This is a genomic window from Pseudomonas sp. H2_D02 (assembly GCF_054677635.1).
The window spans coordinates 2,843,708-2,863,247 of record NZ_CP162816.1; the positions used below are offsets into that span (position 1 = coordinate 2,843,708).

Below are 19,540 nucleotides of genomic sequence, written 5' to 3' on the forward strand. Positions count from 1 at the left end.
TCCTTTTGCAGGCTTAAAGGTTGTTGTAGAGCCACTTCGGCATGTAGTACTTGCGGCGGTTGAACACGCTGCCGACGACCTTCGCGCCGGCCTGGACCAAGCGCTGCCGCGCGGCCTGGGCGACTTCCCAGCGGGTGTCCTCGCCGCGTACCACCAGCACCACGCCGTCCACCTGGGTACTCATGACCAAGGTGTCGGTGGCCGAGTACACCGCGTCGGCGTCGATCACCACGAAGCGGTATTGCGTCGCCAGTTGCCGGAACAACGGACGCAGTCGCTCGGGACTCAGGCGTTCGGCGTTGTGCCCGAGACGACCGTTGGGCAGCACGTCGAAGGGCAGGCTGGAAATCTGCACCACACAGTCTTGCAGCAGGGGCGGGGCGAGGCTGTTGAACAGCAGGTCGCTGAAACCGCGCTCTTTTTGCAACGACAGTTGTTGGCTGAGGTTATGCGGCGACTGGCTTGCGTCCACCAGCAGCACGCGACCGTTGCTCATCTGCGCCAGCTGGGCAGCCAGCGCCATCGCGCTGGTGCTCGTGCCGGTGCCGGTGTTGGCGGCCGTCAGTAGAAGGATCCGCAGATCCGGGTCGAGCACGGTCGAGGTCAGGTTGGTCTCGCTCGGGCTGGCTATGGTCAGGATATTCGTCGAACCGTCCATTTAACTCGCTCCGTGGCCGCTGAAAACTTTGAAGGGGGTGATCATCAGGATCTTCAAATCCAACATCAGGCTCTGCTCGGCGATGTAGCTGAGGTCCAGTTCCACGCGCTGGTCGAAGTCGATATTGCTGCGCCCGGAGATCTGCCACAGGCCGGTGAGGCCGGGGTAGATGCTCAGGCGCACAAGATGGTTGTCCTTGTAGCGATAGGCGTTGAACGAGGTGGGCCGGGGGCCGACCAGGCGCATGTCACCGGTCACTACGTTGATCAGGTTGGGCAGTTCGTCGAGGCTGCTGCGTCGCAGGAACCGGCCGATGGGGGTGATGCGCGGATCGTTGTCGATCTTGAAGTCGATGGCGTCGGCGCCGTGCTTGTTCAGGTGGCGCAGCGACTCTTTCAGGGCTTCGGCGTCGGCGACCATGGTGCGGAATTTGTACATGCCAAACACGCGACCGCGATAACCGGTGCGTTTTTGCACGAACAACACCGGGCCAGGGCTGGAAAACTTGACCAGCAATGCCAGGCCCAGCAGAACCGGGGCGAGCAGCACCAGGATCGCCAGTGCGCCGAGGCAGGCCACCACCCGATTGGTCCGCGAGACCGTCCAGGGCCGACCGCCGTCGCGACCGGTCAACCAGCCGCGACCTTGGCGGTGAATCGCCGCGTCCAGGCGTCGGCGGTGCTCGGGGTCGACACGTTTGTCGCGTCCGAAGGCGCTGATCGGGATGCCTTGTTCATGTCGGGTCATAGACTCCTCCGCTGAGATTCGGCCGCAAGCGGCGCGTGGACGATGGGGTGCGCGTAGTAATCGAGGAACCAGTCGACGAAGCGACCCAGGCCGTCGTCCAGTTCGATGCGCGGTTGGAAACCGGTGGCCCGGGCCAGGTCGCTGGCATCGGCGCAGGTGTTGAGCACGTCCCCCGGCTGCAGGGGCAGCAGCTCGATCCGGGCCGTGCGGCCCAGGTATTTTTCCAGCAGCGCGACGTAGGTCCGCAGCGCCACCGGGTGCTGTCCGCCAATGTTGTAGAGGCACCATGGCGCCAGGCTGGTGGCCGGGTCTGGTTGCTCGCGATTCCAGTCCGGTATCGGGCGAGGCGGGCGTTCGACCAGCCGGGCGATGCTCTCGACGATGTCGTCGATATACGTGAAGTCGCGTGCATGCTCGCCGTGGTTGAACAGTTGCAACACCTGGTTTTCGGTGATGGCCTTGGCGAACTGGATCGGCGACATGTCCGGCCGGCCCCAGGGGCCGTACACAGTAAAAAACCGCAGGCCGGTGCAAGGGATGCCGAACAGGTGGCTGTAGCTGTGGGCCATCGATTCGTTGGCCTTTTTCGTCGCCGCGTACAACGACAACGGATGGTCCACGCCGTCCTGCACCGAATAGGGTGTGCGCTGGTTGGCGCCGTACACCGAGCTGGAAGAGGCGTAGATCAGGTGCTTGACCGGGTGATGGCGGCAGCTTTCGAGAATGTTCAGGAACCCGCCGAGATTGCTGTCGACATAGGCGCGGGGATTTTCCAGCGAATAACGCACGCCGGCCTGGGCGGCGAGGTGAATCACCACGTCCGGGCGACGGAGCTGGAACAATTCATCGATCGCCGACGCGTCGGTCAGGTCGATGTGCGCCAGTGGAAATTCCCCGACCTGGTCCTTCACCCATGCCACGCGGTCGTGCTTGAGTTGCGGGTCGTAGTAGTCGTTGAAATTGTCCAGCCCGCACACGTCGTGGCCGTCGCGCAGCAACCGCAGCACGCAATGGGCGCCGATGAAACCGGCCGCGCCGGTCACCAGGATGTTCACGCTTGTGGCCCCGGGACGCTGGGCACGGTGTGCCGCAGGCCGATGCCGCGATACAGCAGCCCGGCAGCGGCGAGGTGCTCGGGGTTGTACAGGTTGCGACCATCGATGATGACCCGCGCACGGAGCTTGCCGGCCAGGAAATCGAAATCCACCACGCGGAAATTCTTCCATTCCGTGCAGATCACCAGGGCGTCGGCGTCTTCCAGCGTGTCATCGCGGGTCGCGCACAGGTTCAAGTCTTTGCGGTAGCCATACAGGCGCCGGCATTCGGACATGGCTTCCGGATCGTAGGCATGGACTTTCGCGCCTTCGCGCCAGAGCGCTTCCATCAGGTAGCGGCTGGGCGCTTCACGCATGTCGTCGGTGTTGGGCTTGAAGGCCAGGCCCCAGATGGCAATCGACTTGCCGGCCAATCCGTCGGGGAACTGCTGGGCCAGTTTTTCGAAGAGAATGTGCCGTTGGCTGTCGTTCACATCAGTGACGCTGCGCAGCAGGCGCAGGGGCATGCCGCTTTGTTCGGCGGTGTGCAGCAAGGCCCGCAGGTCCTTGGGAAAGCACGAGCCGCCAAAACCGCAGCCCGGGTAGATGAAGTGATAGCCGATGCGCGGGTCCGAGCCGATGCCCTTGCGCACGGCCTCGATGTCGGCGCCCAGGCGTTCGGTGAGGTTGGCCAGTTCGTTCATGAAACTGATGCGGGTGGCGAGCATGGCGTTGGCGGCGTACTTGGTCAGCTCCGCGCTGCGGTTGTCCATGAACATCAGTTTTTCGTGGTTGCGGCAGAACGGCGCGTAGAGCTCGCTCATCTGATCCCGCGCCAACTGATCGCCGGTGCCGATGATGATCCGGTCCGGGCGCATGCAATCGGCCAGGGCGCTGCCTTCCTTGAGGAATTCGGGGTTGGAGACGACGCGGACATTCAGCTGTTTCAGGCCACGCCGCGCCAAGGCCTGGCGAGCGCATTCGGCGACTTTGTCAGCCGTGCCGACCGGCACCGTGGACTTGATGATCAGGGTGCGATCGCTGTCCATGAAATCAGCGATTTGCCGGGTGACCGCCAGCACATGGCTCAAGTCCGCCGAGCCGTCTTCATCGGCGGGCGTGCCGACGGCAATGAAGATCAGTTCGCCATGGTTCACCGCATCGCTGGCCTGGGAGCTGAACGACAGGCGTCCGGTCTTGATGTTGTCTTCGAGCAGGCCGGACAGTCCCGGCTCGCTGATCGGCGGTACCGCTTGCTGCAATTGACGGATCTTGTTCGGGTCAATGTCGACGCACAGGACGCGGTGCCCGACATCGGCCAGCGCCGCCGCCTGTATCAGCCCTACATACCCCGTTCCAAATACGCTCACGTCCATCTTTCGCGCGCCTCGTAAACCGATTGATGTAACTCGGATGAAACTGTTTAGAGGGGTATAGCGCAGGTTCTGAAAAGCGTGTCAGCAAAATGACAGTTGTCAGTGTTGGCAAACTCGAGAGATTGGGGCTTTTTGATATCAAGTCATTGACAGACTTGGATAAGTGCCGTTTTTAAAGGGTGATATCGCTGTTTAACGAGGCGATGAACGGTATATATCCATAGTTTTTTATATTTTATGGGTGTCAAAGGTGTCATTTTCGGGCTAACTTTTTTTTGACGCTCTGGCCGTTCGTCCAGTTTCTTGCGCTTTGAAAACCCGCTGCTAGTGTGCAGAAAGCGAACCCTCCATTGCTGCGCGACGCCGTCGAGAAACCATGACCCGATACCTCAAGGAAGTGCTGCTGGTGCTGTACCTTTTCCGGGGGCATGACTTGTACCTGGAGCGTCTGGCGGCCCTGGGTTTTGGTCTTGCAACGGTGCTGTTTGGCGCGATGTTCCTGGCCTTGGCGCTGGCGCTATGGATGACCGCCTACATTCGTCCGGCGTTGGTCAGGCATCTGTTTGCCCTGGCGATGTTTGTCTCGGCGGTGTTCTTCGAGACGTACATGCGGGTGACCGACAGCTACCTGACCTACAGCCAGTTCGTCTCGCTGGTGTATTCCGGTGGTTTTATCCAGGAGGCGGCCTATCAATATCGCGAGGTCATCATCAGCGCGGTGGCCGGCGGTGTGTTGCTGTTGTTGGGCATCGCCCTCAAACCGCGACGTCGGCTACCGCTGCCCGGCTACGTGCCGATCGTCGCGCCCGTGTTGGGCGTGCTGCTGCTCAGCGCTGTGCTGTTCGTGCGAGCGGGCGAGGGCGCGCGCGGCCTGCCGGTGATGTACACGCCGCTGGCCTATCTGAACCTGTTCATCTACGAGACGTTGCACAACACCGTCGGGCCTCGGGAGCCGGTCAGTCTCGCCCGGCAATCTTCTCCGATCGACCACGATATCGTGCTGATCATCGACGAAAGCATTGCCGGCAACTACCTCGACATCAACACCCCGTCCGGCATCTCCACTGGGCTGAAGACACCGCCCCCCGGCGTCGACATTTTCAATTATGGCTACGCGGCGTCTGTTGCCAATTGCAGCGCCGACACCAACGTTACCCTGCGTTATGGCGGCACCCGAGCCGACTACGTGCGCATCAACAGCACACAACCGTCGATCTGGCAGTACGCCCACCAGGCCGGGTTGCGCACCGTCTACATCGACGCCCAGCGCACCGGCGGCAATCTGCAGAACCTGATGACCGAGCTGGAAAAAAAAGCGATCGATCAATTCGTCCAATTCGACCAGACCCGCGTACGCGACCGGGACATGGCGGCCGTGGCGAAGCTGGTCGAGTTGCTGGGTAACGACCGGGCCGAGCTGGTGGTGATCAACAAGGTCGGCGCGCATTTTCCAGTCCATGACAAATACCCCGATGACTTCATGACCTACCGTCCGGCCTTGCCACGCGGGCAGTTCCAAGACGTGAGCGACACCGGCAGCCGCGATGGTTTCAACGGCGAGAAAGGCGATTGGGCGCTCTACCGCAACGCTTACCAGAACACCTTGCTGTGGAACGTCGGCGAATTTTTCCAGCGACTTTTCCGTGAAGGCAACCTCACGAACGCCGTGCTGATCTACACCTCCGACCATGGCCAGGACCTCCACGAACGCGGCAACCCCGGGCTCAACACCCACTGCGGTGGTGATCCGGTGGAGGAAGAAGGGCTGGTGCCGCTCGTCGTGATCCAGGGCCGCCAACTGCAGACGCTGGACTGGCGCGGCACCTTGGCACAGAACAAGGATCGCTCCAGCCACTACAACATCTTCCCGACGCTGCTGGAGTTGATGGGCTACGACCCGGCCGGGATCATGGCCCACTATGGCAAGCCATTGAACCAACCGACCGAAGACGACTTCACCTTCAACTACCGCTTCAATGCCCGGCTGGGGGCCAAGCCGGCCTGGAAACATATCGACCTGGACAGCATCGTCACACCAGGGCCGGTGAAGACCGAAGTGGCGGCGGGGCAGTGAAGGCCGATAATGGCTGATTCAGCGCCATAGCGGAGAGGACGGTGCAAGTGCCGGCCCCTTCGCGAGCAGGCTCGCTCCCACACTTGGATGTTCAACTGACCCGAAACTCACGCGCGCCGCACCCTCTGTGGGAGCGAGCCTGCTCGCGAAGAGGCAGGCACATCCAACATTTGTGTCGGCTGTGGCACCACACACATCTTTTTGGAACTCTCACTACCCCCGAACCTCCGCTATCCTGACGCCTTCGCCGATCTGCCCCGAGTCCTGCCCATGCTGGAAGTCCGCAACGTCTTCAAAAGCTACGCCACACCCCAAGGCCCACTACCCGTGTTGCAGGGCGTCGACCTCACGCTACCTCCGGGCAGCAGCCTGGCGCTGATGGGTGAATCGGGCAGCGGCAAGAGCACCTTGTTGCACTTGGTCGCCGGCCTGGACAAAGCGGACCGAGGTAGCATCCGTAGCGGTAACTACCAGCTCGACGGCATGAGCGAGCACCAACTGGCCAATTGGCGACGCACGGAAATCGGCCTGGTGTTCCAACAATTCAACCTGATCAGCAGCCTGTCGGTGGATGACAACCTCGCCTTCCAGGCGCGCCTGTGTGGGCGTTTCGATGCTGGCTGGCAGGCGCATCTGGTGCAGCGACTCGGACTGACAGACCTGCTGCGGCGCTATCCCGAACAACTTTCCGGCGGACAGCAACAACGGGTGGCGCTGGGCCGGGCGCTGGCTTCACGGCCACCCTTGCTGTTGGCCGACGAGCCGACCGGCAGCCTCGACGAAGCCACCAGCGACGAAGTGCTGCAATTGCTGTTGGAATTGCTCGACGGCAGCCCCACCAGCCTGTTGATGGTCACGCACAGTCAACGAGTAGCGGCGCGCCTCGCGCATCGTGTGGTGCTGCAAGGTGGCCGTTTGGCACAGGCGGTCCAGGCCTGATGGTTTTTCGCCAGACGCTCAAGGCCCTGCTCAGCCACTGGCGACGACACCCGGTGCAATTCTTCAGTGTGCTGACCGGGCTCTGGCTGGCCACCAGCCTGCTCATCGGCGTCCAGGCACTGAACAGCCAGGCTCGCGACAGCTACGCCCGGGCCAGCCAGTTGATCGGTGGCGAACCCCAGGCCAGCCTGAGCGCGCCGGGTGGCGGCACCTTCGCGCAGCAATGGTTTGTCGACCTGCGTCGCCAAGGCTGGCCCGTGTCGCCGGTGTTGCAGGCGCGGGTGACGCTCAAGGGGCACGAAGAGCAGCGGCTGCAAGTGATGGGCATTGACCCGGTGTCGCTGCCGCCGGGTTCGGCCGTGGCGGGACAGGCCCGGGAAATCGATGAAGTGGTGGAGTTCTTCACCAGTGCCGGGCGTACCTGGATCGCCCCCTCGACCTTGCAAGCCCTGGGGCTGAAGGAGGGCGACAGGCCTCGCACCGTCGGCGACCAGGCCTTGCCGCCCTTGCATGTGCAACCCGACATGGCGCCGGGCGTGTTGTTGATGGACATCGGCTTCGCCCAGCAACTGCTGGGTTTGCCGGAGCAGGTTTCGCGATTGCTGCTGCCCGCCACGTTCACGGCCACTTTGCCCGAGGCATTCAACGGCCTGTTGCAATTCAAGCACGCGGACGAGGAAAACAACCTGTCGCGCCTGACCGAAAGCTTCCATTTGAACCTCGACGCGCTGGGGTTCCTGTCGTTTGTGGTGGGGTTGTTCATCGTTCATGCGGCCATCGGCCTGGCGCTGGAACAACGCCGCAGCCTGTTGCGAACCCTGCGGGCCTGCGGCGTCAGCGCGCGGGTGCTGATCATCAGCCTGGCGCTGGAGCTGGGCGCGTTGGCCTTGTTGGGCGGCGTGGCTGGCGTGCTCAGTGGGTATTGGCTGGCGAGTCTGTTGCTGCCCGATGTGGCGGCGAGCCTGCGGGGCCTGTACGGCGCGCAAGTGCCCGGGCAATTGAACCTCAGCCCCTGGTGGTGGCTGGGCGGGATTGGCCTGGGCCTGCTCGGCGCGCTACTGGCCGGGGCCCAGAGTCTTTTGCGCGCTGCACGCCTGCCTCTGCTGGCGCTGGCCAATCCCCAGGCCTGGCACCAGGCCCATGCGCGATGGCTGCGGCGCCAGGGAGCGGTGGCGACATTGGCCGCGCTGATCGCCGTGTCGGTGCTGGTCCGGGGCGACAGCCTGGCGAGCGGTTTTGTCTTGATGACGACGTTGTTGCTGGGCGCGGCGCTGGCTTTGCCGGTGCTGCTCAATGGGGTGTTGAACCGGTTGTTGCGTGGCAGCCGTTCGGTGCTCGGGCAGTGGTTTCTCGCTGATTGCCGCCAGCAATTGCCCACGCTGAGCCTGGCGCTGATGGCGTTGCTGCTGGCGTTGGCGGCGAACATCGGCGCTTCGGCAGCATGACCTCCGGTTTTCGCCAGACGTTCAGCGATTGGCTGGAGCAACGACTGACCGCCGAGTTGTATATCAGCCCGCAGACGCCAGCCCAGGCGGGCGAGCTGTACGACTGGCTCAAGCAACAACCGACGGTCACCGCCGTGCTGCCCAACTGGCAGGTGTCGATTCCCTTGCAAGGCTGGCCGACGGACATTTTCGGCATCATCGACCATGCTTCCTATCGCCAGCACTGGCCGTTGCTGGAGTCGACCGACGGCCAGGCGTGGGAGCAACTGGCCGGCGCCGACACGCTGATGCTCAGCGAACAACTGGCCCGGCGCCTGAAAGTGCGGATCGGTGATCGATTGACCCTCCCGACCCCACAAGGTCCGTGGGCGCCGCGCATCGTCGGAATCTACGCCGACTACGGCAATCCCAAGGGCCACGTGTTGATCAACGCGAAGCACCTGCTGGCGCACTGGCCGCAGCTCACGCCGTATCGTTTCAACCTGCGCATCGAACCGTCGAAGATCCCACCCTTGCTGGCGGCGTTGCAAAACCGGTTCAACCTCGACGACAGCCGCATCGTCGATCAGGCCCGGCTCAAAGGCTGGTCAACCCAAGTGTTCGAGCGCACCTTTGCCGCCACCGCCGCGCTCAACAGCCTGACCCTGGCCGTAGCCGGGGTGGCGTTGTTCATCAGCCTGTTGACCCAGAGCCAGAGCCGCCTCGGCCAATTGGCACCGCTGTGGGCAATAGGCGTCACGCGGCGGCAATTGATGCTGCTCAACCTTGGCCAGACCTGGCTGCTGGCGCTGCTGACCTTGTTATTGGCCGTGCCGCTGGGCATTGCCCTGGCCTGGTGCCTGGATGCGGTGATCAATGTGCAGGCCTTTGGCTGGCGCCTGCCGTTGCGGGTCTTTCCGTTGCAACTGGCGCAACTGCTGGCCTTGGCGATGCTCGCCACGCTGCTGGCATCGGCCTGGCCGCTGTACGCGCTGTACCGCACGCAGCCGACGGATTTGCTGAGGACGTTTGCCCATGAAGATTAGAGTCGGCCTGATGCTCCTTGCATTGCTTGCCGGTTGTGATGACTCGACGCCGCCGGAAAAGGGTTTTGCCGGTCTCGGCACCCACACCGTTGCGTTCACGCCCGTGGTGCCCGGGCGCGTGTTCAGCTTCCCAGCCGATCACGGTGTTCATGAAGGTTTCCGCATCGAATGGTGGTACATCACCGCTAATCTCAAGGACGCCGAAGGGCGGGATTTCGGCGTGCAGTGGACGTTGTTCCGCAGCGCCCAGGATCCTGCGGTGCAGGGCAGTGGCTGGCGCAACCAGACGATCTGGCTCGGCCACGCCGCCGTGACCTCCGCCAGCGTCCACCATGCCGCCGAGCGCTACGCCCGGGGCGGCGTCGGGCAGGCCGGGGTGCGGACTACGCCTTTCGATGCCTGGATCGATGATTGGCAATTGACGACTCAAGCCACTGGCAATGATCCCCTGGCGGCGATGCAGCTCAAGGCGCGTGACGCACACTTCAACTATGAACTGCAGCTCAGGTCGACGCGTCCGCTGGTCCTGCAAGGCGACCAGGGTTTCAGCCAGAAATCCGCGCAGGGCCAAGCGTCGTATTACTACAGCCAGCCGTTTTTCCAGGCGCGTGGTCATCTGGAAATCGACGGCCAGCGCTACGAAGTCAGCGGCCCAGCGTGGCTTGACCGTGAGTGGAGCAGCCAGCCGCTGACGGAAAACCAGACCGGATGGGACTGGTTTTCGCTGCACCTGGAAAGCGGCGAACAGGTGATGCTCTATCGCATGCGCCATAAGGAAGGCGCACCGTATCTCACGGGAACCTGGATCGATGCCCATGGCCAGGCGACGACGTTGCATGCCGACGAAATCAGCCTCGCGCCGCTGGACACCGCCAAGGTCGCGGGGCGCGCGATGCCGGTGCGCTGGTCGGTCAAGATCCCCGGCAAACAGCTCGACATTACCACCCGGGCGCTGAATCCCGGGGCTTGGATGAACCTGCGCATTCCCTACTGGGAAGGGCCGGTGCAACTGAGCGGCAGTCACGGCGGGAGCGGCTATCTGGAAATGACCGGCTATTGAGAATCGCCGGAACTCCCCGCATCCGTCGCCCCTCATAGCTTATGAATGCCTCGCGGGAGTCCTTCATGAGCGATGACCTCAAACCACCGTCGCTGGCCGATTGGCAGCGACTGTTCGACGACAAGGCTTACTTCCAGCAGTCGCCCGACGCTCATTTCACCGAGCTGATGCGGCTGGCTGACGATCTGTTCGGCCTGGGAGAGATTGACCTGGACCGCTGGCAAGAACTGAAGACCAGAGCCGAGGAACTTCACCAGCGCTCGCCGGATGCCAACGTCGCAGCGGAAGTGGCAGACCCCGACGCCTGATCTTATGGCGGCCCTTTCGCGAGCAGGCTCGCTCCCACAGAAGAATGCATTCCAATGTGGGAGCGAGCCTGCTCGCGAAAAGGACAACTCGGTCCTGGATTAAAACGCCATCGCCGCCATGCAATCCCACGCCAGCAGTTGGCACTACAGCAGAAGGAATTCAAGATGAAGCCCACATCAGACCCATCCGAACACAACCCTGATAAGCCGGCCATGCCTGGTGAAGTGGAGCGGGACAACGACGCGTTGCGCCCCAACGACCCGGCCAAGCGTGAGCAACGCCACGGTAATCCCGATGCGCAGGAAACCGATGCGCAGAAAACGGCCCGGCGCGATTGAAGTTGTTGGCGGGGGAGGGCAAGGATTCCTTGGCCCATGGCGTGAAAAATTATTTAAGTGGGGCTCACGGACATCCCGCGCAAGCTCCACTATTATTGTCTGCGTTCGCCCAGTGTCAGGCTCTTTACCAGTGCATGGAATGCCGAGGCCGTCGCACTGGGCGAACACCTGTGTGACTTAGCCGGCGACCGGTGAACGCCAGTCGTCGGAGCCGGACGTGCCGCTGACTTCATGGGTCCAGGTGATCTTGCGATACGTGAAGTGGACATCCTCCAGATGGGTGAAGTGGCTGTTGTTCGGGTCCTGGCAGTTGAGCATGTAGTCCTTCATGTCAACGATGATCGCGTCTTCCAGGGTGGTGGTGTAGTAGTGCTCCTGGGTGCCTGCGGCTGATGTGCGAAACCACTGGATTTCGACCTTGGTCAAGCGTTCACCGCTGGTCAGTGCGGCGAGCAGCAACGGCGAGGCCTTGTCGAAAACCTTGGTGATGACCAGTGGCTTGTGCACGCGCTGACCGGTTGGCTGGCCCGACTGGGCATCGCGCGGGATGATCACCTGATGCTCGAAGCCTTGCACCATGACCTGGTCTTCATGACCTTCCTGATAGGTGTTGCCCACCGAGTCGGCGGTAAACGCGCCGGCAGTGATCAGACCTTGTTTGGTGCCTTCGATGGACATGTAAGCGGGGGTAGCCAATGGATGCTCTCCTTGCGGAATAATCTGAAAGCCCGGGTCGCGAATCGTCCCGAGGCTGCCTGAGTTATCAAGAGCTGTGCCATTCGCTAAAAAACCTCTATAAATCAGTGGCTTGGTGAAGCGGCGCTGTCGAATCCGACATCAAGCGCCGGACATTCACGCAATGGACTGCGCCGTGTATCCCCGTCGATTGCACACTGCGCTGGGGCGGCTGAAACGGCGACAAGCGCTGGATTGAAGCCAGCGCCCCGTGCAACTTCTTGCGCCGTCTTGCCTTCGGCTTTTCTACGCACCCAACGCAGACATGCACTCATCGATGGAGCGCTGCTGTGTCGCGGCGTACAGCGCCAACTCATCGATGGTTGTTCGTCCCAGTGCGGTTTCGAATGCCTGCCGATTGGACTGTCCGGCATAGTGGCTCTGGGCGGCATCGCCGAGGTTCGACTGGAAAATACCGGCGGCGCTGACTGGCAGGAAATCTTCGTACACCAAGGGCTCTGCGCGCAGGCATTGCTGTTCCAACAAGTACTCCAGTGTGAGCGGTTTGGCCAACGTGCCCTTGGCGGCCAGGCCTTTCGATGTCGGAAAGTAGCGGAAGTACGCCAGTGCCTGCTGGCGTAACTCATCGAGAGTGTCCGGGAATTGGGCGAAATGTTCAGCCATCAACGCGTTGTAGCGTTGCGCGTTGGCTTCGTTGGGAAATTCCCCCAAGGCGTCCCGTGCGGCGTTGAGCAATTGATCGTACAGCGCACGACCTTTGGGCGTGAGGGCGGCGCCGCGTTGTTCGATCTCGCCGAAACGCGCGCTGTGGCTGCCCTTGGACTGAGGCGAGTCAGTAAACGCGACGGGTTCGTCGAGGGCCTTGAAGCTGGTCTGGCGCAGCAGGATCGGACACTGTCGGCGAGGTGGACCTTCGACCACGGCCTTCGGCGTGATGCCATGCCGCGGCATCTGGGCCTGGACGATGTCGATGTCCAGGGTGCGCGGCGTCAGGTGATTGATGTGTGGGCCCTTGAAGGCCACGACGTCGGCGATCAGCCGATGCTGGGCGCTGAGTTGTCGATATTGTTCGGCGGTGACCGTGGCGCTGTGGTGCCAGCGGAAAGTTTCCAATGCTTGCAGGACAAACTCGTCAGCCTGGTGCTCCGTCAGGCCACCCTGGCGCTCGGCCAGCTCAATGAGATCGAGGGCGTCGGCGGTGAAAATCTGCCGTTTGGCCAACACCGACTCGGCAAAGGTCCGAAGCTCGGTGTTTTCAATCAGCTCCAGGCGCAACAGCGAGGTGAAGACCCGGAACGGGCTTACTTGCAACGATGCCTCGTGAACAGCGCGAAATGCCGTGGAGTGCACCGGTACCCCGGCAGGCGTGAGGTCGTAATAGCCCACCGGCTCCATGCCCATCACCGCAAACAGGCGACCGAGCATCGCCAGCTCGGCGGCGGTGCCGACGCGGATCGCACCGTGGCGTTCCAAGTCCAGGCGCTCGAGCTCGCCGGTGCTGCGCAGGTGTTCGGCCAGCGGGGAGTCGTTTGCCAGCACCTGGGCGTTGGTCTGTTCCACCAGGTTCATCAGTGCGCCGTACAGCGGCACCTCGTCGCGGTACATGTCGGACATCGCCCTGGAAAAGCGTTGGCGGATCAAGTCGGGGCTGACGAAGCTCATCGTGAGAATTCCTGGCGAGGGCTGTGGGAAAGTTGAACGAAAGATCGCAGCCTTCGCCAATGCCGGCAAACGAAGAATCTTCAGGACTTCATTCTGCCAGGGACTGATCCGAAGGCTCCCGCCGAAGACGTCGTCGCAAGCAATCAAGCCTGCCTTGTGTTCACTGCCCCAATCCCCTCAGGAAATCCCGATATAACGCCGCCGTTTTCCCGGGTTTCTCTACCATCGGCATATGGCCGACGCCGTCCCAGATCTCCACCCGCAAATCGGCGATGCCCTTGCTCCAGACCGGCACGCTGCTGACGTCGATCAGCCGGTCCTTGCGCCCCCAAAGCAGCAACGACGGCGCGCGGATGTCGTTCAGGCGGGGCTCCATCGGTGGGCTGGCGCGAAAATCGACGAAGATTTCCGCCAGTTCTTCCCGGCGCTGTTCGTAACGCTCGGCCAGTGCCGCCAGCACCACGCTCGGCAACCAGGGCGGCGAGGCCATGGTCATGGCGTAGAACGGTGCGAAATCATCCCGCGAATACACCAGGAACGGGTTATGCCCAGCGGCCAGGTGGCGTTCCATGTCACTGGGTTGGGGGGCGGTGACGCCCGCCGGGTCGATCAGCGCCAGGGTCAGCACGCGGTCAGGTGAGGTCGCCGCCAGCCACGCCGCGAGGTGGCCGCCCATGGAATTGCCGATCACATGGACCTTGTCCAGGCCGCAGGCATCGAGCAGCTCGATCACCCGCCGGGCCTGGGTCGGAATGTCATAGCCGCCGCCAACCTTGAAGCCGGTTTCGCCATGGCCGGCCAGGTCGGGAATCACCACGCGGTACTGGCTGACAAAATGCCGGGCGAAGCGCAGCCAGAGGTTCTTGTCGGCACTGTAGCCGTGCAGCATCAGGATGCTGCCGGACGCTTCATAAGGGCCACCTTGCCAGGTCGACACCGTCATTTCACTGATGGGCACCGTGATCTTGTGCAGCCGGTAAAGCCGCGCTTCCAGGGCCATGCCCAGGTCATACAGCACGTGGCCGATGCCCGGATACGTCAGCCAGCTCCAGGCGATGAACACGGCGAGGACCACCCACAACACCAGCATGTCGTTGCCCTCCATGGGTCACGTTGGATGTTGACCCGTCGATATGATCCGACGGATCAAGGTAAGTGAAGCTGAAACCTTGGAATATCGCGATGTCAGGCAGGTGTCTGCTTTGATACGCGCTGTGTCGGGCAACAATTCCCCTCCTCATGTATAGCCAAAATATGCGAAGAACTACGTTCGTCCGGTGGGATAAATACCCCCTGCATGGAGTGATGGCTATTTGACGGCGCCCTGATAGACTCCCAACAACCCATCCCGGCGATCGGGAGACCGGCGGTGCAGAGGCCTCTATGCATAAGACGGGAAAAAAGGGACTCTCGCTGGCCAGGAGGCTTTATACATCGCGCATCCTAGGCCTGGCGCTGGGGTTGCTGGTGGTGAGTGTTGCCGTCCTGCCCCTCGACCCGGCGCCCTGGGTCTGGGGCTTCATGTTGTTTAACGGCTTGCTCTGGCCGCACGTGTCCTATCAATGGGCGCGTCGCTCGGCGGTGCCGTACCACGCCGAACACCGCAACCTGCTGATCGATGCCTTTCTTGGCGGCTTCTGGGTCGCCGCGATGCAATTCAATCCGCTGCCCACGGCTGTCACCCTGGCGATGATGGCGATGAACAACGTTGCCATCGGCGGCCTGCGTTTCCTGTTGGTCGGGGCCGCGGCCCAAGTGGCCGGGATCGCGGTGGGGGGCGTGATTTTCCCGTTGACCGGCGTACCCATGACCAGCCCGGCGCAACTTTATGCTTGCCTGCCGCTGCTGTGCCTGTATCCGCTGGCGCTGGGCTGGATCTGCTTTCGCCAAGCCTACACGCTCGGCCGGCAGAAGCGAGAATTGCTGGCCCTCAGTCGCACCGACAGCCTCACCGGGCTGCTCAACCATGGCGCCTGGAAAGATCGACTCGATGAAGAATTCCAGCGTTGCCTGCGTCATCCATCGGACGGAATCCACGGCGCAATCGCGCTGATCGACATCGACCATTTCAAGGCCATCAATGACACCTACGGCCATGGTGCCGGCGACGTTGTGCTGCGCCAGCTCGGCAAGCTGCTCAGGCAAAACCTGCGGGCCGCGGACATTGTCGGGCGCTACGGTGGCGACGAGTTTTGCGTGATCCTGCCGGACCTGACCTTGCACAACGCGGTCCAGGCCATGGACGGTTTGCGCGAACGTTTTGCCACGCTCGCCTATGAGCAGGATCCGGCCTTGAAAGTGAGCCTGAGCATTGGCTTGGCGGCGTTTAGCCCGGCTTATGGCGATGCCGGTGCATGGCTCAACGACGCTGACCAGATGCTCTACGAAGCCAAGACTGGCGGGCGTAATCGGGTTGTCTGTCAGCGACATCGACCGGTGTTGGAGACGTCGACGGTCTAGAGCATTGGCGTTTTGTCGGGTAGGGTGCCCCTTGACTCCCTCAAGGGTACTTTCCCGACGAAACAAGGATGAACTCATGACCGTTATCGCTCGTCGCTCCCGTCTGGCCGTCAGTCTTGGCTTGAGCCTGGCCCTTGGCACCTTCGCCCCCGCTGTCTTTGCGCAGCCCCATCAGCAAGTGCTGGCCGATGCCGAGCAGTACAAGGGCGAGGCCCTGAAACTGCTGGAACGGCTGGTGAATATCGACTCCGGTTCCGGTTATGTACCGGGGCTGACCCAGGTCGGTGATATCGCCATTGATGAGCTGCAAAAGCTCGGCGCGACCATCGAGAAGGTGCCCAATTCGGACGGTACTCAACATGTCCTGGCGACGTTCAAGGGCACCGGCAAGGCGAAGATCTTGCTGATGGCCCACATGGACACGGTGTTCAAGGAAGGCTCCGCCGCCGAGCGGCCTTTTCATATCAAGGATGGCCGGGCCTACGGGCCGGGGGTGATGGACGACAAGGGCGGTATCGTCGCCGGCATCTATGCCTTGAAAGTGCTGAAAAACCTCGACTTCAAGAATTACGCGCAGATCACCTTCCTACTCGACGCCAGCGAAGAAACCGGCTCGGACGCCGCCACCGACCTGATCAAGAAAACCGCCAAGGCCCACGACGTGACCCTGAACCTTGAACCGGGTCGTCCGGCTGACGGTCTGGTGGTGTGGCGCAAGGGCAGCGCAACGGCGCTGGTGGAGGTCAAGGGCAAGGCGGCCCACGCGGGTGTGGCGCCGGAGCTGGGGCGCAACGCGGCGATGGAGGCGGCGCATCAGATTCTGCAACTGGGCAAGCTCGGCGACGCGGAGAAGAAAACCACCATCAACTTCACCGTGCTCAAGGCGGGTGACCGGACCAACGTGATTCCCGACCAGGCCACGGCGAAGGCCGACGTGAGGGCGGCGGTGCCGGAAGAATTCGACCGCATCGAAAAAGACCTGGCCCGGGTGTCCAAGGACAAGTTGATCGCCGACACCGAAGTCACCACCAGCCTGCAGCGTGGCTTGCCGCCGATGCCGCAGACGAAGGAGTCGGATCGATTGATGGCCATGGCCCAGGGTATCTACGGCGAACTGGGGCGCAAACTCACCGAAGAAGGCAGCGGCGGGGCGGCGGACGCCAGCCTGTCGGCCGGGGTTGGCACGCCGACGCTGGATGGCTTTGGCATCGTCGGGGGTAACATTCACACCCCTGAGGAATACGCTGAAGTCGAGAGCGTGGTGCCGCGAATCTATTTGCTCTCGCGGATGATCATGGAATTGGCGGGGCGGTAGTGTGCTATGTCGTTCGGGGCGTTGGCCGGGAATAGGGCGAACGCCTCGAAACCCTGTGGGAGCGAGCTTGCTCGCGAAAACGATCGGTCTGTCGATCAAGTGTTGACTGACATACCGCCTTCGCGAGCAAGCTCGCTCCCACAGGGATGCGTTATGTCGAGGGACGGGCTTCGACGTTATCCAGCGCGCGATTCGCCAGCAGTCCGCTCAGTTCGACCAGTTGCAGGATGCCCAGGGCGACGTGCCGCGCGTGAGCCGTCCAGGTCGAAGGCCAGGTCATTGATCATGGCGTTGGCCGAGGCCAGGGTTTCGCTGAGGTTGGCGAGGAGGGCTTCGGTGGTGATGCCGTTGATGAGGGTGAAGAGCTGGCCTGGATCGGTTTTCGGTGTGCTGGATTTGGGTTTCAGGTAGTAATCGAGGGCGCGGTCTGCTGCCGCTTTGTCGAGCGCTGCTGAGTCGGCTGGATCGTTGTCCGGCGGATTTGGGGTTGCTTTGAACATGATGAAACTCCTTGGTAATGGGAGCCGCAACCCTTTGCTACCAAACATTGGGTGGCGGCTATACGCAGGTTGGTAGACCGGGTACCAAGGCAAACCCAGCGCGCCAGGAGGCGCCCCACGCACAGCCGCCATAATAAATATGCCGGAACTGTGCGCCTTAGTTTTACCCGGGCTACCAAACCCGATCGCTGATATTCAGCGACCGGGCAACAGTAAAGCCCACCCTCAAGGCGCACAAGCCGGCGGATTCTGGCGTAGTTGTAGGCAATGGCGCAAGAAGTTGGAGTCCCTTCCTACGCCAAGATTATCGACATAAACATCAGAGCTTTCGTGGCGAGGGGATTTATCCCCGTTGGGCTGCGCAGCGGCCCCCAAACCAGCCAACTCGGTATGTCAGAAAGATTGTGTTCACTGTTTTAGGGCTGCTGCGCAGCCCAGCGGGGATAAATCCCCTCGCCACATGACTGGCTTCGCTTTGGATTGCGAAGCTTTCTAATACACCCAAACCTCCACCCGCCGATTGCGAACCCGTCCTTCATCTTCACTGTTGGCCGCCACCGGCATCAACGCGCCGAAACCGCGCACCTCACGCAACGCCACGCCGAATTTGACCAGTTCACGCCGCACCGCCATCGCCCGCAGTTTGGACAGCAGGTCGGCCCGCGCTGGATCGTCCTTGGCATCACCAAAACCCACCAGGGTCACGCGCCGATCGGCTTTGCCATGCTGCTTGATGTAATCGAGCACGCGCCCCAGGTCCTGATGGGCCTTGTTGTCGAGATTGGCGCTGCCTTCTTCGAAACGAAAATTCACCGTCAGGCGTTGGGCATGGCGGCTGAGGGCTTGATAGCCCTCGGGCATCAAGGCGTTGGGGGGGACCGACATCGCCTGGACTGTCTGGGCGATGAAGCCGTTGGCCGCGACGATAGCCTGGCCCTGTTCACTTTGGGTGAAGTCCACCAGCGCCTCGGCCCACGGATTGGTCTGCAAGGGCGGTAAATAGAAGAACAGACGCCGGGAAAGGGGATAGTCCTCGGTGGCGATCAGGTTGTTCAGCGGCAACATGGGTTGGGAATCGCCATCGACAATCGCCAGAGGTTTCGCCTGGCGCACGTAGGGTAGACCGATGAAACCGATGCCTTGTGGGTCTTGGCTGACGGCATCCGACAGTTGATCACTGGATTCGAAGCGTCTGGCCGTAGGATCCAGCTTTTTTCCCTGTCGGTTGAGTACCAATTCCTTGAAGGTGTCATACGTACCGGACTGCTCGTCCCGGGCGTATAGATGAATCGCCCCGCCGACGCCACCCACCGCTTCCCAGGTTTTTGCCTCGCCGCTGAAGATGCGTGCCAGTTGCACGGTGTCGAGCTGCCGTAATGGGTTTTGTGGGTGAAGAATAATCGCCAGGCCGTCGATGGCGATGACCTGTTCGGATGTCGGGCTTTTCAGATCGCCGAGGGCCGCCAGGTCCTTCAGTTCGCTTTCCTTGATCGGCCGGGAAGAGGCGGCCAGGTCGGCGTTGGCTTGCTTGAGCGCAGTGAATCCGGTGCTGGAGCCGTGGGCGGCGATGTCGACTGTGACTCGCTGGCCTTCGGCGGTCTGCCCGACGATGCGTTGCTCGTTGTCGCGGCCGGTGATTTCAGCGCTGACCTTGAGCAATCCCTGGTTCTCCATCAGTCCGCGGACCAGGGCCGGCCCCAACGCCGCGCCAATGGTGTTGGAGCCCTGGAGGCGCAGGGCAGGGCCCTGTTCGGGAATGGGCAGACGGTCGGCCCATGCCACGCATGGCAGCCAGAGACCGAGGAAAAACACAACGCACAGCCGCATGCCGGCCACCTTCTGACCTTGGGAAGTGCCGGAAGATTAAGTCAGTCGGGTTACTGAAAGATGACAGAGGTGCGA

The 19,540-nt window shown here is 62.1% G+C and carries 15 protein-coding genes and 2 pseudogenes; 8 read left to right on the forward strand and 9 right to left on the reverse strand.

The genetic code is table 11. From position 1 onward, the window contains the following. Positions 1-13: 13 nt before the first annotated feature. Genes AB4N42_RS13155 through AB4N42_RS13170 form a run of 4 tightly spaced genes read right to left on the reverse strand, consistent with a single transcriptional unit; the run spans position 14 to position 3,815 of the window. A complete protein-coding gene (locus AB4N42_RS13155) occupies positions 14-658 on the reverse strand; it encodes a CpsD/CapB family tyrosine-protein kinase (RefSeq protein WP_030142088.1) in 645 nt (214 codons plus the stop codon). Next, the gene (locus AB4N42_RS13160) at positions 659-1,405 is read right to left on the reverse strand and encodes a sugar transferase (protein ID WP_030142089.1); all 747 of its coding nucleotides are present in this window, start codon (positions 1,403-1,405) and stop codon (positions 659-661) included. Next, positions 1,402-2,460, reverse strand: coding sequence for an NAD-dependent epimerase (locus AB4N42_RS13165; RefSeq protein ID WP_460116286.1), 1,059 nt, complete (start codon positions 2,458-2,460; stop codon positions 1,402-1,404). The genes AB4N42_RS13160 and AB4N42_RS13165 overlap by 4 nt, the downstream gene beginning before the upstream one ends. Further along, positions 2,457-3,815 (reverse strand): UDP-glucose dehydrogenase family protein, encoded by a 1,359-nt coding sequence (locus AB4N42_RS13170; RefSeq protein ID WP_030142091.1) that lies wholly within the window; start codon positions 3,813-3,815, stop codon positions 2,457-2,459. Before AB4N42_RS13170 ends, AB4N42_RS13165 begins: the two co-directional genes overlap by 4 nt. 376 nt (positions 3,816-4,191) lie before the next feature. On the opposite strand from AB4N42_RS13170, the gene AB4N42_RS13175 reads away from it, so the two are divergent. The 6 genes and pseudogenes from AB4N42_RS13175 (at position 4,192) to AB4N42_RS13200 (ending at position 11,005) form a co-directional block, all read left to right on the forward strand. After that, positions 4,192-5,889 carry a sulfatase-like hydrolase/transferase gene (locus tag AB4N42_RS13175; RefSeq protein WP_460116287.1) on the forward strand — a complete coding sequence of 566 codons (1,698 nt, stop codon included), beginning with the start codon at positions 4,192-4,194 and terminating at the stop codon, positions 5,887-5,889. Between the two features lie 270 nt (positions 5,890-6,159). Continuing rightward, positions 6,160-6,828 carry an ABC transporter ATP-binding protein gene (locus AB4N42_RS13180; RefSeq protein WP_030142171.1) on the forward strand — a complete coding sequence of 223 codons (669 nt, stop codon included), beginning with the start codon at positions 6,160-6,162 and terminating at the stop codon, positions 6,826-6,828. Then, positions 6,825-9,298, forward strand: a pseudogene (locus AB4N42_RS13185) (ABC transporter permease). Before AB4N42_RS13180 ends, AB4N42_RS13185 begins: the two are co-directional and overlap by 4 nt. Continuing rightward, positions 9,288-10,358, forward strand: a complete 1,071-nt coding sequence (locus tag AB4N42_RS13190; RefSeq protein ID WP_334598012.1) for a lipocalin-like domain-containing protein — start codon at positions 9,288-9,290, stop codon at positions 10,356-10,358. The pseudogene AB4N42_RS13185 and the gene AB4N42_RS13190 overlap by 11 nt, the downstream one beginning before the upstream one ends. Before the next feature lie 65 nt (positions 10,359-10,423). After that, the gene (locus tag AB4N42_RS13195; protein WP_030142095.1) at positions 10,424-10,666 is read left to right on the forward strand and encodes a hypothetical protein; all 243 of its coding nucleotides are present in this window, start codon (positions 10,424-10,426) and stop codon (positions 10,664-10,666) included. A gap of 165 nt (positions 10,667-10,831) precedes the next feature. Beyond that, positions 10,832-11,005 (forward strand): hypothetical protein, encoded by a 174-nt coding sequence (locus tag AB4N42_RS13200; RefSeq protein ID WP_187293355.1) that lies wholly within the window; start codon positions 10,832-10,834, stop codon positions 11,003-11,005. A 177-nt stretch (positions 11,006-11,182) separates the two neighbouring features. Here AB4N42_RS13200 and AB4N42_RS13205 read toward each other — a convergent pair whose 3' ends face one another. From AB4N42_RS13205 to AB4N42_RS13215, 3 genes are all read right to left on the reverse strand, one after another. Continuing rightward, positions 11,183-11,701, reverse strand: coding sequence for an Hcp family type VI secretion system effector (locus tag AB4N42_RS13205; RefSeq protein WP_030142096.1), 519 nt, complete (start codon positions 11,699-11,701; stop codon positions 11,183-11,185). A gap of 285 nt (positions 11,702-11,986) precedes the next feature. Further along, complete coding sequence (hglS, locus tag AB4N42_RS13210) at positions 11,987-13,363, reverse strand: 2-oxoadipate dioxygenase/decarboxylase HglS (protein ID WP_030142097.1); 1,377 nt, start codon at positions 13,361-13,363, stop codon at positions 11,987-11,989. Between the two features lie 160 nt (positions 13,364-13,523). Next, positions 13,524-14,453 carry an alpha/beta fold hydrolase gene (locus AB4N42_RS13215; RefSeq protein ID WP_431144961.1) on the reverse strand — a complete coding sequence of 310 codons (930 nt, stop codon included), beginning with the start codon at positions 14,451-14,453 and terminating at the stop codon, positions 13,524-13,526. A gap of 293 nt (positions 14,454-14,746) precedes the next feature. Between AB4N42_RS13215 and AB4N42_RS13220 the strand changes: the two genes are divergently transcribed. Next, the gene (locus AB4N42_RS13220) at positions 14,747-15,823 is read left to right on the forward strand and encodes a diguanylate cyclase (protein WP_460116288.1); all 1,077 of its coding nucleotides are present in this window, start codon (positions 14,747-14,749) and stop codon (positions 15,821-15,823) included. 76 nt (positions 15,824-15,899) lie between these two features. After that, positions 15,900-17,138 (forward strand): M20/M25/M40 family metallo-hydrolase, encoded by a 1,239-nt coding sequence (locus tag AB4N42_RS13225; protein WP_198795999.1) that lies wholly within the window; start codon positions 15,900-15,902, stop codon positions 17,136-17,138. A 151-nt stretch (positions 17,139-17,289) separates the two neighbouring features. Here the strand turns inward: AB4N42_RS13225 and AB4N42_RS13230 are convergent. Both AB4N42_RS13230 and AB4N42_RS13235 read right to left on the reverse strand, forming a co-directional pair. Further along, positions 17,290-17,638, reverse strand: a pseudogene (locus AB4N42_RS13230) (DUF6124 family protein). A 492-nt stretch (positions 17,639-18,130) separates the two neighbouring features. Then, a complete protein-coding gene (locus tag AB4N42_RS13235) occupies positions 18,131-19,465 on the reverse strand; it encodes a substrate-binding domain-containing protein (protein ID WP_460116289.1) in 1,335 nt (444 codons plus the stop codon). Between the last annotated feature and the right edge of the window lie 75 nt (positions 19,466-19,540).

Coding starts and splice junctions, on each gene's coding strand:
- AB4N42_RS13225 (WP_198795999.1), top strand. CDS start 15,900: ATGACCGTTATCGCTCGTCGCTCCCGTCTGGCCGTCAGTCTTGGCTTG.
- hglS (WP_030142097.1), bottom strand. CDS start 13,363: ATGAGCTTCGTCAGCCCCGACTTGATCCGCCAACGCTTTTCCAGGGCG.
- AB4N42_RS13200 (WP_187293355.1), top strand. CDS start 10,832: ATGAAGCCCACATCAGACCCATCCGAACACAACCCTGATAAGCCGGCC.
- AB4N42_RS13235 (WP_460116289.1), bottom strand. CDS start 19,465: ATGCGGCTGTGCGTTGTGTTTTTCCTCGGTCTCTGGCTGCCATGCGTG.
- AB4N42_RS13175 (WP_460116287.1), top strand. CDS start 4,192: ATGACCCGATACCTCAAGGAAGTGCTGCTGGTGCTGTACCTTTTCCGG.
- AB4N42_RS13155 (WP_030142088.1), bottom strand. CDS start 658: ATGGACGGTTCGACGAATATCCTGACCATAGCCAGCCCGAGCGAGACC.
- AB4N42_RS13220 (WP_460116288.1), top strand. CDS start 14,747: ATGCATAAGACGGGAAAAAAGGGACTCTCGCTGGCCAGGAGGCTTTAT.
- AB4N42_RS13190 (WP_334598012.1), top strand. CDS start 9,288: ATGAAGATTAGAGTCGGCCTGATGCTCCTTGCATTGCTTGCCGGTTGT.
- AB4N42_RS13195 (WP_030142095.1), top strand. CDS start 10,424: ATGAGCGATGACCTCAAACCACCGTCGCTGGCCGATTGGCAGCGACTG.
- AB4N42_RS13160 (WP_030142089.1), bottom strand. CDS start 1,405: ATGACCCGACATGAACAAGGCATCCCGATCAGCGCCTTCGGACGCGAC.
- AB4N42_RS13180 (WP_030142171.1), top strand. CDS start 6,160: ATGCTGGAAGTCCGCAACGTCTTCAAAAGCTACGCCACACCCCAAGGC.
- AB4N42_RS13170 (WP_030142091.1), bottom strand. CDS start 3,815: ATGGACGTGAGCGTATTTGGAACGGGGTATGTAGGGCTGATACAGGCG.
- AB4N42_RS13215 (WP_431144961.1), bottom strand. CDS start 14,453: ATGCTGGTGTTGTGGGTGGTCCTCGCCGTGTTCATCGCCTGGAGCTGG.